This window comes from Cryobacterium sp. Hh7 (assembly GCF_004403155.1).
GTDB lineage: Bacteria > Actinomycetota > Actinomycetes > Actinomycetales > Microbacteriaceae > Cryobacterium > Cryobacterium levicorallinum.
In genome coordinates, this window is the sequence record NZ_SOHG01000012.1 from 103,557 (window position 1) to 120,082 (window position 16,526).

The following is a 16,526-nucleotide window of genomic DNA, read 5'->3' on the forward strand; positions in this document are numbered from 1 at the left end:
ATGCTCGCCTCGCGCCACCCTCGCCCGCGAGACGCGAACATTCGGCGTTACGTGTTCGCCATCTGGCACCCCTAAGGTTGACCTCGTGAAGGCCATCCGCAAATTTACCGTCCGTGCCGTCCTGCCTCAGCCCCTCGCGGCGCTGGAGGAGCTTGCCGGCAATCTTCGCTGGTCGTGGCACGAGCCCACCCGCCAGCTGTTCGAGCGCATCGCCCCCGAGCTCTGGCGCGAGATCGGCACCGACCCGGTCGCCCTGCTCGGCGCCGTCGACCCGCACCGTCTCGACGATCTCGCCCAGGACCACGATTATGTGGCCGAGGTCAACTCCGCCCGAGACGCCCTGCGCGACTATCTGGAGCAGCCGCGCTGGTATCAGAGCCTCGACGGCGAGAAGCCCGCCGCGATAGCGTATTTCTCACCGGAATTCGGTATCGCCGCCGCGCTGCCGCAGTACTCCGGCGGCCTGGGCATTCTGGCCGGCGACCACCTCAAGAGCGCCTCCGACCTCGGCCTGCCACTCGTCGGCGTTGGCTTGTTCTACCGCGCCGGCTACTTCAGTCAGTCCATCTCGCCGGACGGCTGGCAGATGGAAAGCTACCCGCTGCTCGACCCCGACGGGCTGCCGCTCTCCGTGTTGCGCCGAGCCGACGGCTCTGCAGTGCAGGTCTCGCTCGCCCTGCCGGATGACCGAACCCTGCATGCCCGGGTCTGGCAGGCCAAGGTCGGTCGGGTGCGCCTGCTGCTGCTCGACGCCGACATTCCCGAAAACGCCGACGACCTGCGCCTGGTCACCGACCGGCTCTACGGCGGCGGCGGCGAACACCGCCTGTTGCAGGAGCTGCTGCTCGGTATCGGCGGCGCACGCGCCGTCAAACTGTGGAGCTCGCTGCACGGTCTGCCCGAACCCGAAGTGTTCCACACCAATGAGGGCCACGCCGGTTTTCTCGGTCTGGAGCGCATTTCGAGCCTGATCGGCGAGGGCTTGAGCTTTCAGGAAGCCCTGCAGGTGGCCCGCGCCGGAACCGTCTTCACCACCCATACCCCGGTCGCCGCTGGTATCGATCGGTTTGAACGCTCCCTGGTTCGCCGCTATTTCGGCACCGACCTGCTGCCCGGCGTCGACGTCGAGGACCTGCTCGCTCTCGGGGCCGAAAGCTACGCCGGCGGTTCCTCCGACGTGTTCAACATGGCCATTATGGGCCTGCGCCTGGGCCAGCACGCCAACGGCGTGTCGACCCTGCACGGGGAGGTCAGCCGCCGCATGTTCAACGGCCTCTGGCCCGGTTTTGATTCAGCGGATGTCCCGATCACGTCGATCACGAACGGCGTGCACGCTCCGAGCTGGACTGACCCGGCGCTCAAGAGCCTCGCGCTGAATAAACTCGGCACCAGTGACACGTCAACGGCCAACTGGGCCTCAAGCGAGGTCTCGGACCAGGATCTCTGGTCGGTGCGCGGTCAGATGCGCCTACAGTTCGTCGAGGATGCCCGCCGGCGCTTGCTGAACGCCTGGCGCGACCAGAACCCGGGGGGCATCGCTCCGGCCTGGATCGGCCGGGTCTTCGACCCGAACGTGCTGACCATCGGATTCGCCCGCCGCGTGCCCACCTACAAGCGCCTGACCCTGATGATGCATGATCCCGAGCGCTTGCGTGCCCTGCTACTGCACCCGGAGCATCCGATTCAGATCGTGATTGCCGGCAAATCGCACCCCGCCGATGAGGAAGGCAAACGGCTGATCCAGAAGATCGTGCAGTTCGCCGCCGACCCGGCGCTGCGCAGCCGCATCGCATTTCTGCCGGACTACAACATTGCGATGGCCCAGTTGATGTATCCGGGAACGGATGTCTGGCTCAACAATCCGCTCCGCCCGCTCGAAGCCTGCGGCACGAGCGGCATGAAGGCCGCGCTGAACGGCGCGCTCAACCTGTCGATCCTTGACGGTTGGTGGCCGGAATATTACGACGGCAAGAACGGCTGGGCGATTCCCTCGGCCGATTCCGCCGGGGATTCCGCTGAACGTGACCGGCTCGAGGCCGAAGCGCTCTACGAACTGATCGAGCACCAGGTCGCGCCGATGTTCTACGAGCGGAACGCCGACGACGTGCCCGAACGCTGGGTCTCCAACATTCGGCACACGCTGTCGACGCTGTCACCGCAGCTGTCAGCGGATCGGATGGTGAGCGAGTACGTGCAGCGCCTGTACCGTCCGGCCGGTCATTTTGAGACGCTGATGTCGGCCAACAACTACCGGGCCGCCCGCGAACTGGCTGCCTGGAAGGGCAAGATCGTCTCCGCCTGGCCCCAGGTTGCCGTGACCCACGTCGAATCCGGCGGGGTCTCCTCGGTGCCCGAAGTCGGCGACGACCTTCACCTGCGGGCGCACGTGCAGCTGAACGGGCTGTCCGCCGACGATGTGACCGTCGAAGTCGTCTACGGCAAGAGCCTCGGTACCGACGAACTGCGCGATGTCGCGATTCAGGCGCTCGCTCCGGCTTCGCTGAAGGAAGCACCGACCGGCGGAGCGACCCTGTTCACCGGAACGGTCGAACTCGACCGGGCCGGAACCTTCGGCTACACCGTTCGGGTCGTGCCCAAGAACGCGCTGTTGATTAGCCCGGCCGAGATGGGTCTGGTCGCCGTCGCGAACTAGCGGTTGCGGCCGGCCCACCGGTTCACGCTGGCCGGTTCACGCTGGCCGGCTCATGCTGGTCGTTCAGGGGCGCGCGGTGCTGCGCGGAACGAACGCGCCGTGCGCCCGCATCAGCTGCATCGAGGCCCCCGGCACGAACAGGCGAGCGCCCGGCGCATGCTCGATGACCGAATCGCGCAGGTCGTCGTGACTGGAATCCCAGAGCAGCGTGTAGGCATCCACTCCCTCGTGTTTGGGCAGGGTGACGGTCTCATCCTGCTCGCGCGCGTTCACCACGAGCAGGATGCGGTTGAAGGCTTCGTGCTCCGGTGTGGACGCCGCCATGTACTGCAGGGTGCGTTCGGTGGGGGAATTCCAGGCGTCACCCTGCAGCGCGTCACCGGCGATGTTGTACCAGTCCAGTTGGCTGGCACTCGGGGTGGTCTCGCCGAACCGGCCGAAGTGCACCGGCCGTAATGCCGGGTTCTCCCGGCGCAGCTGCAGCAGCCGCCGGGTGACTCGGTGCAGGTCCTGCTGCCAATCGTCGAAGTCCCAGTTGAGCCAGGTCAGCTCGCTGTCCTGGCAGTAGGCGTTATTGTTGCCGCGCTGGCTGCGACCGAATTCGTCACCGGCCGTGAGCATCGGAATTCCGGCCGACAACAGCAGCGTGCCGAGCAGATTACGCATGGCCTTGCGCCTAATGGCCAGAATCGCCACGTCGCGGGTCGGGCCCTCGACGCCGTGGTTATACGAGCTGTTGTTGTCGGTTCCGTCGCGGTTCGACTCGCCGTTGCCGAGGTTGTGCTTGCTGTTGTACGCGGTCAGGTCGGCGAGCGTGAACCCGTCGTGTGCCGTGATGAAATTGAGCGAAGCGAGTGGGCCGCGCTCTTTGGAGAAGGTGTTCGACGAACCGGCGACGCGGGTCGCGAAGCGTCCGATGCCGCTGCCGGCCGAGCCAGTCAGGCGCAGGCTCTGCATGTCGGACAGCCAGAAGTCGCGCATACGGTCGCGGTAGCGGTCGTTCCATTCGGTCCAGCCGGGCGGAAAATTGCCGGTCTGCCAGCCGCCCTGGCCGACATCCCAAGGTTCGGCGATGAGCTTCACCCCGGCCAGCTCCGGGTCGTCACGAATATCGCGCAGCAGCGGATGCTCCGGGTCGTAGACGACGCCGGCGTCACGCCCGAGGGTCGCGGCCAGGTCAAAGCGAAAACCGTCGATCTGCACCTCGTTCGCCCAGTAGCGCAGCGAATCGAGTACGAGCCGCTTGGGCACATCATGGCTGAAGTTGACCGTATTGCCGCAGCCGGTCACGTCGATGTAGGCACCGGAATCGTCCTGGCGGTAATAGGCGGCGTTGTCGATGCCGCGCAGGCTGGTCACCGGGCCGTTGCGTCCCTCTTCGGCGGTGTGGTTGTAGACCACATCGAGGATGACCTCGAGCCCGGCCTCGTGCAGCAGCTTGACCATGCCCTTGAACTCCCGCAGCACGGCTTCCGGACCAGCCGACTGAGCGGCCTGGGTGGCATAATCGGCGTGCGGCGAGAAGAAGTTGAGGGTGTTGTAGCCCCAATAGTTGATCAGGCCCTGCTTGATCAGGCGCTGCTCCGACACGAAGGCCTGCACCGGCAACAGCTCGATCGCGGTCACGCCGAGATCTTTCAGGTAGCGGATGGTCGATTCATGGGCCAGACCGGCGTAGGTTCCGCGCAGGGCAGCCGGAACGAGCGGGTTGAGCCGGCTGATCCCACGCACGTGCGCTTCGTAGACGACGGTGTGATCGAGCAGCGTGGCCGGTTTGGTGGCACCGTTCCAGTCGAACGCGTCATCGACGACCGAGGACTGCCACAGCCCGGCACCGACCCGCACCAAACCACGGGAATACGGCTCGATCAGGGTTTTCTCTGGGTGAAAGGAGTTATTGGGGTTCGCTGGACCGGAGACGCGAATGCCGTAGCGCCGTCCCGGTGACAGGGTGCGAGATTTACCGGACCAGACGCCGTGCACGTCCTTGGTCATCGGCACGCTCTTGATGATCCAGTTGGGGTCGGTGTCGTCGAACAGACACAGGTCCATGGCATCGGCGTGTTCGGCCCAAACGCGCAGTTCACCACCGGCGCTGGTGAGGCGCACGCCGAGATTGCGCAGGGGGTCGGCGGAACTCATGAGTTCAAGAGTAAGCCGTGATCAGCACCGGCATCCGCTCATCTGTAAAATAGGGGAATGGTTGTCTATTTGGATCATGCGGCGACCACGCCCATGCTTCCCGCCGCTATTGTCGCTTACGCCGAGGCGATGGGGGTCGTCGGTAACCCCGCGTCCGTGCACAGCCAGGGTCAAAATGCGAAACGGATGCTCGAAGAGTCGCGTGAAATCGTGGCCGCGAGCCTCGCCTGTGACCCGATCGAGGTCGTCTTCACCGGCAGCGGCACCGAGGCGATCAACCTCGGCATCAAGGGTTTGTACTGGGCGCGCGCACCACGCCGGCGCATTCTGGTGCCCGGCGGAGAGCACCACGCCACGCTCGACACGGTCGAGTGGCTGGCTCAGCACGAAGACGCCGTCGTCGAGTGGATTCCGCTCGACGACCGGGGCCGCATCGACCTCGGCGCGCTCGAGGCCGCCATTGCGCGTGACCCGCTCGATATCGCCCTGGTCAGCGTGATCATGGCCAACAACGAGGTCGGCACCATCGAACCTGTCGCGGAGGTGGCGGCGCTCGCCGCAGCCCACGGAATTCCGGTGCACGTCGATGCGGTCGCTGCCTACGGCTACATACCGGTCGATTTTCGCATTCTCGCGGCCGCGGGCGTGTCGGCGCTGAGCGTCTCGGCGCACAAGGTCGGTGGCCCGGTCGGTATCGGGGCGCTCGTGCTCGGTCGTGCCACGACCGTCGAACCTCTCATTCACGGTGGCGGCCAGCAGCGCAAGGTGCGCAGCGGCACCCAGGATGTCGCGGCGGCGGTCTCGTTCGCGGTGGCGGCATCCGCTCTCGTCGCGCACGGCGATGTAAACGCTCGTCTGATGGCGCTGCGCGACCGCGTCATCGCTGGTGTGGCCCTGGTCGCGCCGGGGGCGCAGCTCAACGGCGACCCGACCCACCGGCTGCCCGGTAACGCCCATTTCAGTTTTCCGGGCTGCGAGGGCGACTCGTTACTGTTCGCCCTCGACGTTGCCGGCGTGTCGGTGTCGACCGGATCGGCCTGCCAGGCCGGCGTGCCTGAGCCCTCGCACGTGCTGCGAGCGATGGGACGCAGCGAGGTCGAATCCCGTGGGGCGCTGCGCATCACGCTCGGGCACACGTCGACCGACGCCGACGTCGACGCGCTGCTGGCGGCGCTGCCCGCGGCGCACGCCCTGGCGCTCGCCGCGGGCATGGCCGATCGAGTGCCCGGGCACTGACCGTTACGTTTGCGGGGTCAGCACTGGCGCGTACACTCGTTGGGTGAAGGTTTTAGCAGCAATGAGTGGCGGTGTTGATTCCGCCGTCGCAGCCGCGCGCGCGGTCGAAGCGGGGCACGAGGTGGTCGGCGTGCATCTCGCACTGAGCCGCATGCCGGGCACGCTGCGCACCGGCAGCCGCGGCTGCTGCACCGTCGAAGATTCGATGGATGCCCAGCGCGCCGCCAATATCATGGGCATTCCTTACTACGTCTGGGATTTCTCCGAACGGTTCAAGCTCGACGTCGTTGACGATTTCATCGCCGAGTACGCGGCCGGCCGCACCCCGAACCCCTGCATGCGCTGCAACGAGAAGATCAAGTTTGCCGCCCTGCTCGAAAAGGCCATGGCCCTCGGCTTCGACGCCGTCTGCACCGGCCACTACGCGAGCATTCTGACGGATGCCGACGGCAACAAGGAGCTGCACCGCGCGGCCGCCTGGGCCAAGGATCAGTCCTATGTGCTCGGCGTGCTCACCGCCGACCAGATCAACCACTCCATGTTCCCGCTCGGAGCCACGCCGACCAAGGCCGAGGTGCGGAAAGAAGCGGCCGAACGCGGCTTTTCGGTGGCGAACAAGCCCGACTCCTACGACATCTGCTTCATTCCTGACGGTGACACCAAGGGCTGGCTCGGCGAACGCGTCGCCCCGGTCACCGGCGACATTCTCGACCGGGAGGGCAACACGCTCGGCCAACACGACGGCGCCGTTGCCTTCACCGTGGGCCAGCGTAAAGGGCTGTCGATCGGCACCCCGGCCGCCGACGGCAAGCCGCGCTTCGTGCTTGAGGTGCGCCCGATCACCAACACCGTCGTCGTCGGCCCGAAGGAGGCGCTCGCCATCAAGGAGATCGCCGGCAACAAGTACACCTGGGCCGGGCTCGCCCCCGAACATCCAGAGGTGGAATTCGCCTGCCACGTGCAGATCCGCGCTCACGCCGACCCGGTTCCGGCCGTCGCCCAGATTGTGTCGACCACGGCCGTGACCGGCGTTGACGGTTCTGTCGAACTGCGCATCATTCCGAACGAACCACTCAATGGCGTCGCCCCCGGCCAGACCGCCGTCGTCTACGTCGGTACTCGGGTGCTCGGCCAGTGCACCATCGACCGCACGGTCAGCGCCGTACCGATCTCTTCAGACAGTTCCGTCTCAGCACCTACCGCTTCGGCCAGCCCCGTCCCGGTCAATGCCTGAGTCCGTCGCGGATTCCACCCCTGACGCGCTGAGCGCAGCGGCAGCCGAGGCTGCTGATATCACCACCCGCGTGCTCGCTGCCCGCGACGCCTACTACGGGCAGGACGCGGCCGTCTTCTCCGACGCCGACTACGACCGGCTGGTGCAGCGCCTGGCCGAACTCGAACGGCTCTACCCCGAGCTGCAAAGCCAGGACAGCCCCACCCAGACGGTCGGCGGGCGCGCCGAAACGACCCTGTTCGACCCTGTCACCCACGCCGAACGCATGCTCAGCCTCGACAACGTCTTCTCGATCGAAGAATTCGAGACCTGGGCTCGCAAGGCCGCGGAGAATTCCGGCCGCGCCGTGCACTACCTGTGCGAACTCAAGATCGACGGCCTCGCCATCAACCTGCGCTACGCCAACGGCGTGCTCGTCTCGGCGGCCACCCGCGGCGACGGCGTCGTCGGCGAAGACGTCACCGAGAACATCGACCTGGTCCCCGGCATCCCGTCTCGGCTGGCCGGCAGCGGGCATCCGTCCTTGATGGAAGTACGTGGCGAAGTCTTCTTCCCAGTGGCTGCGTTCGACGAACTCAACGCCGCGCAGTCCGCCGCGGGAGAGCGGATGTTCGCGAACGCCCGCAACGCGGCGGCCGGGTCGCTGCGACAGAAGGCCGCCGGCAAGAACACCGACCAGTTGGTTCTGATGAAGGCCCGCCTGGGCCGGCTGCGCATGCTCGTGCACGGCATCGGCGCCTGGGAGGACCCGCCCGTGCAGGCCCAGTCCGAGGTCTACGGCCTGCTCGAAAGCTGGGGTCTGCCGACCAGCAACTACTTTCGCGTGGTCGAGTCTGTCGCCGAAGCGGCCGAGTTCATCGAGTACTACGGAGCCCACCGCGGCAGCGTCGTGCACGAACTCGACGGTATCGTCATCAAAATCGACGAGCTCGCCCTGCACGCCGAACTCGGCGCCACCAACCGCGCGCCGCGCTGGGCCATCGCCTACAAATACCCGCCGGAGCAGGTCAACACCAAGCTGCTCGACATCGTCGTCAGCGTCGGACGCACCGGCCGCGCCACACCGTTCGCCGTGATGGAAAAGGTGCTCGTGGCCGGCAGCGAAGTGCGCCAGGCCACCCTGCACAACCGGGACGTTGTGAAGGCCAAGGGCGTGCTGATCGGCGACACCATCGTGCTGCGCAAGGCCGGGGACGTTATTCCCGAGGTGCTCGGCCCGGTCGTGGAGCTGCGCGACGGCACCGAACGCGAATTCGTCATGCCGATCAACTGTCCCGAATGCGGCACCCCGCTGGCCGCGGCCAAGGAGGGCGATATCGACCTGCGCTGCCCGAACGCGCGCAGCTGCCCCGCCCAGGTGCGCGGCCGCGTCGAGCACATCGGCAGCCGTGGCGGCCTCGACATTGAGGTGCTCGGCGAGGTCGCTGCCTCCGCTCTCACCCAGCCGACCGTGCCCTCGCGGCCGCCGCTGCCGACCGAGGCCGGACTGTTCGACCTCGAATTGGCCGACCTGCTGCCGATCCAGGTGATCGTGCGCGACGCCGAAACCGGGCTGCCCAAGGAAGGCGCCGACGGCACAGCCCGGCAGCGCATGCCCTTCCAGCGCAATCCCACGGCCGCCGAGAAGAAGCAGGGGCTGCAGGGCCCGCAACCGTCCTCGAGCGCGCTCAAACTCCTCGTCGAGATCGATAAGGCCAAAACCAAGCCGCTGTGGCGCATCCTGGTCTCGCTCAATATTCGTCACGTCGGCCCGGTCGCCGCCCGCGCCCTGGCTAACCATTTCGGCTCCCTCGACGCCATTCGGGCGGCCTCCCGCGAGGAACTCGCCGAGGTCGACGGTGTCGGCGGCATTATCGCCGACGCGGTGCTCGCCTGGTTCCTGGTGGACTGGCACGTGGACATCGTCACCCAGTGGGCCGCGGCCGGCGTGCAATTCGCCACGCCGGGCCACCCCGGTCCGGGAGCGGCCGAGACGGCCGGGGGAGTGCTCGCCGGGCTGACCGTCGTGGCTACCGGCTCGCTCGAGGGCTTCACCCGGGAGGGCGCCCAGGAGGCGATCATCGCCGCGGGCGGCAAGAGTGCCTCCAGCGTGTCGAAGAACACCGACTTCGTCGCCGCCGGGCCGGGTGCCGGGTCGAAGCTCGGCAAAGCCGAAACCCTCGGCATTCGAGTCCTCGACGCCGACGAGTTTCGAACCTTACTCGCGGGCGGGCCAGACGGGTTGGCGCCCGCGTCCTCGCCTGTATCCACGTAGGCTGCCGCACAGGCCTCTTGGGTTCCCATAGATTTTTGACCGGTCGCCCACCGGGCTGCCGGTGTTTCTCCGAGTGGGCGACCATAGCCTGACGAACTTGAGTTCACGCCCTCAAAGGTCGAGTCCGAGCGGTGATCGCGCCGCGGCGAGGTCGTTCAACAGTGCCCTATTCGGGCTTGAGGATTACTTTGGTCCACCCGTTGTTGCGGTCGCCGAAATTCTTGTAGGCATCCGCAGCTTCGCTGAGGGGGATCTCGTGGGAAACGATCCATGAAGGTTTGGCCTTGCCCATCGCAATCAGGTCGCGTAATTGTCGATTGTATTTCTTCACCGGGCATTGCCCGCTGCCCATGCTCTGGCCTTTGAGCCATTGCAGGCCGTAGTCAATGGCAATCTTGCCCTGCTGGGCGTTCTCGTCGAAGCCGCCGGGATCTGCCGGCAGGAAGACGCCGACAACGCCGATGCCCCCGGTGATGCGCACGGACTGAATCAGCCGATTCAGAGTCATGGCGGGATCTTCGGTGCCCTGGGGGTCGTGGGCCTGATAGCCAACGCATTCACACCCCCGGTCCGCGCCGATTCCCTGGGTTTGGTCCAAAACGAATTGAACCGGGTCCGTCTTTGAGTCATCAACGGCTATTGCGCCGATCTGCTCGGCGAGGGCCAGCCGGTCCGGGCGTCGGTCCACGACCCAGACTTTACTGGCGCCCTTGATCGTCGCAGACAGTGCAGCCATCAGCCCGACCGGACCTGCACCGTAAATCACGACTGTGTCACCGGGCATGACGCCGGCCATCTCAGTAGCGTGGTAGCCGGTAGGGAAGATGTCCGAAAGCATCACGTAATCGTTCTGCTTTTCTATGGCGTCTTCACCCAGGCGCAGGCAGTTACTGTCACCGTAGGGCACACGCAGCATTTGGGCCTGTCCGCCGGGATACGGACCCATTCCCGCGAAGCCGTAGGCGGCGCCCGCGCCGACGGGGTCTGGTTGAGTGGTCATGCAATAGTTGGTAAAGCCGCGTTCGCAATTCTTGCAAAAACCGCAGGAAATATTGAACGGCAGCACGACGCGTTCGCCGACTCTTACCTTGTCGACGCCGTTACCAATCTCTATGACCTCGCCCATATTTTCGTGGCCAAACGTGCGTCCAACCTCGAAATCGGTGCGTCCCTCGTACATGTGCAAATCTGACCCGCAAATATTCGTGGCCGTAATGCGCACCAGAACGTCAGTGGGGCGTTCGATCGTGGCATCCGGAACTTCTTCAACGTTGACCTCATTGGGGCCCTTGTACACGACTGCCTTCATTTTTTCACTCCCTGAATTTTTGCCCGTGTAAGACGGAAGGTCCGTCTTCACTTTCGGAGGTATTAAATGGATGAATGTCGGACAGCCCTAGGCTGTGCCGAACATGAGCATGTATCAGTATTATCACGATCGGACATGACCTGCCACTGTGCATCTCGTCGGGCGGGCTGGTAGGGCGGGGACCAAAGTCAGAGAACTCCGCCTGGCCAGAGTGCGTTTCAAGAAAGAGCGGACGGCGTCACAGAATATCGAGTGGTTGCTTGCTGCGCGGCGCCGGAAATGCGTTATCCAGAGACAGGCAATCCTCGGCGTCGAGGACTACCGCGCCCGCGCCGACATTCTGCTGCACGTGCTCCCGCGACGATGCCTTGGGAATCGCGATGACGCCCGGTTGCCGAATGACCCAGGCGAGCGCGATCTGGGCACCCGTCACTCCGTGGCGCTCTCCGATTTCGGCCAGTAGCGGATGCTCAAGCAGGGTCGGTCCCTGACCGAGTGGCGAATAGGCCATGAGCGGCATGCCCCGGCGTTGTTGCCAGGGCAGGAGGTCAAATTCGATGCCCCGACTGCCGAGGTTGTACAGCACCTGATTGGTGGCGCATCCGTCTGGTGCTCGCCTCAGATCATCCCGGTCGAAATTCGATAACCCCCAGCTTCGAATCTTGCCAGCCGCACGCAGGTGTTCGAACCCGTCGACGGTCTCGGACAGGGGAAAACTGCCGGACCAATGCAGTAGATAGCCATCGAGCCGATCGGTTCCGAGCCGGCGCAGGCTGCGCTCGCACGCAGCCACGACGCCGCTGCGGCTCGCGTTGTGCGGGTAAACCTTACTGACCAGCACGACGTCATCGCGGTGACCGCGGATGGCCTCGCCGACCAGTTCTTCCGAGGCGCCATCGCCATACATTTCGGCGGTGTCGATCACGGTCAGGCCAGCGTCGATCCCCGCGCGCAGGGCCGACACCTCGGTCTTTCGCTTTGCGGCGTCCTCACCGAGATGCCAGGTTCCCTGGCCAATGACGGGCACCTGAACGCCGTTGAAGAAGTCAGTTTCGCGCATGCGGTCCCTTACCTAGTGTGCATTTCCAGACGGTCTGGCTTACGTATTCAGAAGACTGAGAACGATCTTGCCGAGGTGGGAGTTCGCGGCCATGAGATCCTGCGCTTGTTGGACTTCGGTCCAGGGCAGGATCCGATCAATCAATGGGCGCAGTGCTTCGGAAGCCAGGTCGACCTCGGACAGGAGCGCGGCGACGATGGCGGCTTTTTCGGCAGCGTCACGGGTGCGAAAGGTGACCCCGATGATGCGTAGTCGTTTAAAGGCCAGTGCTTCCAGATCAAGATCACCGTGGGCACCACCGAGGCGCCCCACACCGACCAGGCGTCCCAGGAGTGCGGCGCATCGAATATTGTCCGCAAGATATGGGCCACCAACGTGGTCGACGATGACGTCGACCCCGCGGCCATCCGTCAGTTCCAAAACCCGATCTGCAAAACCGGCCTCGCCCACCTCGACCACGTGATCGGCTCCCTGAGAACGGAGCACGTCAGTTGCCCGGTCCGTGCGAACGGAAGCAATGATGAGTCCGGCGCCCAGGTATTTTGCCAACTGTACACACTGAAGCCCCACCGTTGAGGCCGCCGCATGAACGAGCACCGTTTCGCCCGGCTTGAGGTCACCCGCAGTACGGAGCGCGTTGTGCTCGGTCATCAATCCGAGGATGGCAGCAGCACCCTCCGCGTAGGTCCACGCCGGCGGAATCGGTACAACCAGCGCAGCGTCGACAACGACTTCCTCACTCAAACCTCCACTGACGGTGGCCATGACGCGGTCCCCGACGTGAACGCCCCTCACCTCGCTTCCCACCGTGACGACGTCGCCCGCAGCATCCAGCCCCACGACGACCGGAGTGCTGCCTGGGCTGACCGGCTGGTGGGTTCCCGCGCGCTGGCCCAGGTCGGCACGGTTCACCGACGCAGTCCGCACACGGATCTTCACCTGACGCGGGCCCGGTTCAGGGCTCGGGAGATCCCGCATCGACAGCACGGATCCGCCCGGGTTCTGCTCAACAACAATTGCTCTCATATCTGCCAGTGTGCTACTTCACGGTTACTTCCTGCCGAAATTTCGGCTCAGTGGAGACTTTTTTCTCGTCGTCGGCGATGCCTGGTTTTGTACGATCAACGCGAATCGCCAACCGGTGCCGGTGTCGGCGCCGGTCCTGGGCAGCGGATACGGACTTCACCAGGGGCGCGGGTGCCCACCTAGCGCGGTCGGCGAATCGGGCGCGCGGCGGCTGGCGAATAGGATTGGATTATCCACCCCAATGCGTATCGGAGCACCATGTCTGAAATCACGGCCGAGCAGGTTGCCCATTTGGCATACCTTGCCCGGATCGACCTCAGCCCCCTCGAGATCACCAGTCTCACCCGTGACCTCGGCCAGATCGTCGACTCGATTGCCAAGGTCTCTGAAGTGGCCACCGCTGACACCCCGGCCACGAGCCACCCGATGCCGCTGACCAACGTCTACCGTGAGGACGTTGTCGTGCCGTCGCTGACGGTCGAGCAGGCCCTGTCCGGCGCCCCCGACCGCGCTGGCGACAAATTCCGCGTGCCCGCCATTCTGGACGAGGAGTAACCATGACCTATCTCACCAAGCTCTCCGCCGCCGCGCTCAGCGACCTCCTGGTGCGCAAGGAGGTCAGCGCGGTTGAAGCGACCCGCGCCCACCTCGACCACATCACGGCCGTCGACACCGACCTGCACGCTTTTCTGCACGTCGCCGCTGACGCCGCCCTGGCGACCGCCGCCGAGATCGACGCCCGCCGCGCAGCCGGTGAGGCGCTGAACCCGCTCGCCGGCGTGCCGATCGCGATCAAGGACGTGCTCGCCACCCAGGACATGCCCACCACCGCGGGGTCAAGAATTCTCGAGGGCTGGGTTCCGCCCTACGACGCGACCGTCGTTGCCCGACTGCGTGCGGCCGGCCTGGTGCCGCTCGGCAAGACCAACATGGACGAGTTCGCCATGGGTTCCTCCACCGAACACTCCGCCTACGGAATTACCCGCAACCCGTGGGACCGCGACCGTATCCCCGGCGGCTCCGGCGGTGGCTCGGCCGCGGCTGTCGCCTCGTTCCAGGCACCGCTCGCCCTCGGCAGCGACACCGGCGGATCCATCCGCCAGCCCGCCGCCGTCACCGGCTCGGTCGGCGTCAAGCCCACCTATGGCGGAGTCTCCCGCTACGGCGCCATCGCGCTCGCCTCGAGCCTCGACCAGGTCGGCCCCGTCTCTCGCACGGTCTACGACGCCGCCCTGCTGCACGACGTCATCGGTGGCCACGACCCGCTCGACTCCACCTCACTGACCGACAGCTGGCCGTCGATGGCCGCAGCCGCCCAGGCAGGTCTCAAGGACGGCGCCCTCAAGGGCGTGCGCATCGGAGTTATCAAGGAACTCTCCGGCGACGGCTTCCAAGCCGGCGTCACCCAGCGCTTCAACGAAACCCTCGCGCTGCTCGTCGCCGCCGGCGCCGAGATCATCGAGATTTCCGCCCCGAACTTCGAGTACGCCGTCGCGGCTTACTACCTGATTTTGCCGGCCGAAGCGTCGAGCAACCTGGCCCGCTTCGACTCGGTGCGGTTCGGCATCCGCGTCAACCCGGCCAGCGGTTCGCTCACGAGCGAGCACGTGATGAGCGCCACCCGCGAGGCCGGTTTCGGGCCAGAGGTCAAGCGCCGCATCATCCTCGGCACCTACGCCCTGAGCGCTGGCTACTACGACGCCTACTATGGCAGCGCGCAGAAGGTGCGCACGCTCATCCAGCGTGACTTCGCCGCCGCGTTCAGCCAGGTCGACGTGCTCATGTCGCCGAGCGCCCCGACGACCGCGTTCAAATTCGGGGAGAAGCTCGCCGACCCGATGGCCATGTATATCAACGACATCACCACCATCCCGGCGAACCTCGCCGGCGTGCCCGGAATGAGCATCCCGATCGGGCTCGCGCCGGAAGACGGCCTGCCGGTCGGCTTGCAGATCATGGCCCCCGCCAAAGCGGATGCCCGCCTCTACACCGTCGGCGCCGCCATCGAGCAGCTTCTCGAAGCGAGTTGGGGGCACACCATGCTCAGCCAGGCCCCAGCACTGACCCCGACCGAAATGTTTGCCAGCGAAGAGGGAGCCGTCTAATGGCCAAGCCAGAATTGATGGACTTCGACAAAGCGCTCGAATTGTTCGAGCCGGTGCTCGGCTTCGAGGTGCACGTCGAACTCAACACCAAAACCAAAATGTTCTGCGGCTGCGCCAACGAGTTCGGCTCCGGCGCCAACACGAACACCTGCCCCACCTGCCTCGGGCTGCCGGGCGGGCTGCCGCAGGTGAACAAGAAGGCGCTGGAATCCAGCATCCGTTTGGGGCTGGCATTGGGTTGTGAAATCGCGGAACACTCGCGGTTCGCCCGCAAGAACTACTTCTACCCCGACACGGCGAAGAACTTTCAGACCAGCCAATACGACGACCCGATCTGCCATGACGGATCGATCACGATCGAACTCGAAAGCGGCCGCTTGGTCACCGTCGAGATCGAACGTGCCCACATGGAAGACGATGCCGGCAAGCTCACCCACATGGGTGGCGCCACCGGACGCATCCAGGGTGCCGACTATTCGTTGGTCGACTACAACCGCGGCGGCGTGCCGCTGGTCGAAATCGTCACCCAGATGATCGAGGGCGCCGAACACGACGCCCCCGAGATCGGCAAGACCTACGTCGCGGCCATTCGCGAGATCGCCAAGGCGCTCGGCGTCTCCAACGCCCGGATGGAAGAGGGCAACGTGCGGTGCGACGCCAACGTCTCCCTGCGCCCGCGCGGGTCGAACGTGCTCGGCACCCGCACCGAAACCAAGAACGTCAACTCCCTGAGAAGCGTCGAACGCGCCGTGCGCTACGAGATCCAGCGTCAGGCAGCCGTGCTGTCTGGCGGCGGCACCATCACGCAGGAGACCCGGCACTGGCACGAAGACACCGGCATCACGAGCGCCGGTCGGCCCAAGAGCGACGCCGACGACTACCGCTACTTTCCGGAGCCCGACCTGCTGCCGATGGCGCCGTCGCGCGCCTGGGTCGAAGAATTGCGCCTCACCCTGCCGGAGCCGCCCGCGGTCCGCCGCAAGCGCCTGCAGGCCGCGTGGGGTTTTGTGAACCTCGAGTTCCAGGACGTCGTGAACTCCGACCTGCTCGACGCGGTCGAGGCGACCGTCGCCGCCGGGGCATCCGCTCAGGCTGCGCGCAAGTGGTGGACCGGCGAGATCGCCCGGCTCGCCAATGTGGCCGGGGTCGCGGCCGACTCGCTCGTCACGCCGGAGCAGCTTGCCGCGCTGATCCAGCTGGTCGAGGCCGGCACGCTCACCGACCGCCTGGCCCGCCAGGTGCTCGAAGGCGTCATCGCCGGCGAGGGTACCCCTGCCGAGGTCGTCGAGAACCGTGGCCTGGCCGTGGTGTCCGACGACGGCGCGCTCATCGCGGCCATTGACGCCGCGCTGCTCGGTCAGCCCGACGTGCTCGCCAAGATTCGCGATGGCAAGGTGCAGGCCGCCGGCGCGGTCATTGGCGCGGTCATGAAGGCCATGCGTGGCCAAGCGGATGCCGCGCGCGTGCGCGAGCTCGTGCTCGAACGCGCCCAGGCGGTCGAGTAGCA

Annotated in this window: 11 protein-coding genes; 7 read left to right on the forward strand and 4 right to left on the reverse strand. The window is 65.7% G+C overall.

Going from position 1 to position 16,526, the window contains the following annotated elements; genetic code table 11:
• Positions 1-85 precede the first annotated feature (85 nt).
• The gene (gene glgP / locus E3T43_RS01885; protein WP_134471121.1) at positions 86-2,653 is read left to right on the forward strand and encodes an alpha-glucan family phosphorylase; all 2,568 of its coding nucleotides are present in this window, start codon (positions 86-88) and stop codon (positions 2,651-2,653) included.
• Between the two features lie 63 nt (positions 2,654-2,716).
• Here the strand turns inward: glgP and glgX are convergent, their stop codons facing one another.
• Complete coding sequence (glgX, locus tag E3T43_RS01890) at positions 2,717-4,795, reverse strand: glycogen debranching protein GlgX (protein WP_134471122.1); 2,079 nt, start codon at positions 4,793-4,795, stop codon at positions 2,717-2,719.
• A 57-nt stretch (positions 4,796-4,852) separates the two neighbouring features.
• On the opposite strand from glgX, the gene E3T43_RS01895 reads away from it, so the two are divergent.
• From E3T43_RS01895 to ligA, 3 genes are read left to right on the forward strand one after another with little or no spacing between them, the layout of a single operon-like run.
• Positions 4,853-6,031, forward strand: coding sequence for a cysteine desulfurase family protein (locus E3T43_RS01895; protein WP_134471123.1), 1,179 nt, complete (start codon positions 4,853-4,855; stop codon positions 6,029-6,031).
• A 43-nt stretch (positions 6,032-6,074) separates the two neighbouring features.
• Positions 6,075-7,265, forward strand: a complete 1,191-nt coding sequence (mnmA, locus tag E3T43_RS01900; RefSeq protein WP_174844303.1) for a tRNA 2-thiouridine(34) synthase MnmA — start codon at positions 6,075-6,077, stop codon at positions 7,263-7,265.
• Positions 7,258-9,519: an NAD-dependent DNA ligase LigA gene (gene ligA, locus E3T43_RS01905; protein WP_134471124.1), complete on the forward strand. Its 2,262-nt coding sequence runs from the start codon at positions 7,258-7,260 to the stop codon at positions 9,517-9,519. Before mnmA ends, ligA begins: the two co-directional genes overlap by 8 nt.
• Before the next feature lie 166 nt (positions 9,520-9,685).
• Here ligA and E3T43_RS01910 read toward each other — a convergent pair whose 3' ends face one another.
• The 3 genes from E3T43_RS01910 to E3T43_RS01920 all read right to left on the reverse strand — a co-directional run bounded on the left by E3T43_RS01910 (position 9,686) and on the right by E3T43_RS01920 (position 12,914).
• Positions 9,686-10,828 carry a glutathione-independent formaldehyde dehydrogenase gene (locus E3T43_RS01910; protein ID WP_134471125.1) on the reverse strand — a complete coding sequence of 381 codons (1,143 nt, stop codon included), beginning with the start codon at positions 10,826-10,828 and terminating at the stop codon, positions 9,686-9,688.
• Positions 10,829-11,066: 238 nt separating this feature from the next.
• Complete coding sequence (locus tag E3T43_RS01915; RefSeq protein ID WP_134471126.1) at positions 11,067-11,888, reverse strand: aldo/keto reductase; 822 nt, start codon at positions 11,886-11,888, stop codon at positions 11,067-11,069.
• Positions 11,889-11,927: 39 nt separating this feature from the next.
• Positions 11,928-12,914 (reverse strand): zinc-binding dehydrogenase, encoded by a 987-nt coding sequence (locus E3T43_RS01920; RefSeq protein WP_134471127.1) that lies wholly within the window; start codon positions 12,912-12,914, stop codon positions 11,928-11,930.
• Positions 12,915-13,172: 258 nt separating this feature from the next.
• Between E3T43_RS01920 and gatC the strand changes: the two genes are divergently transcribed.
• From gatC to gatB, 3 genes are read left to right on the forward strand one after another with little or no spacing between them, the layout of a single operon-like run.
• Positions 13,173-13,469, forward strand: a complete 297-nt coding sequence (gatC, locus tag E3T43_RS01925) for an Asp-tRNA(Asn)/Glu-tRNA(Gln) amidotransferase subunit GatC (RefSeq protein WP_092451940.1) — start codon at positions 13,173-13,175, stop codon at positions 13,467-13,469.
• Positions 13,470-13,471: 2 nt separating this feature from the next.
• Positions 13,472-15,019 (forward strand): Asp-tRNA(Asn)/Glu-tRNA(Gln) amidotransferase subunit GatA, encoded by a 1,548-nt coding sequence (gene gatA / locus E3T43_RS01930; protein ID WP_134471128.1) that lies wholly within the window; start codon positions 13,472-13,474, stop codon positions 15,017-15,019.
• Entirely contained in the window at positions 15,019-16,524 is a 1,506-nt protein-coding gene (gene gatB / locus E3T43_RS01935; protein WP_134471129.1) for an Asp-tRNA(Asn)/Glu-tRNA(Gln) amidotransferase subunit GatB, read from the forward strand. The genes gatA and gatB overlap by 1 nt, the downstream gene beginning before the upstream one ends.
• Positions 16,525-16,526: the final 2 nt, after the last annotated feature.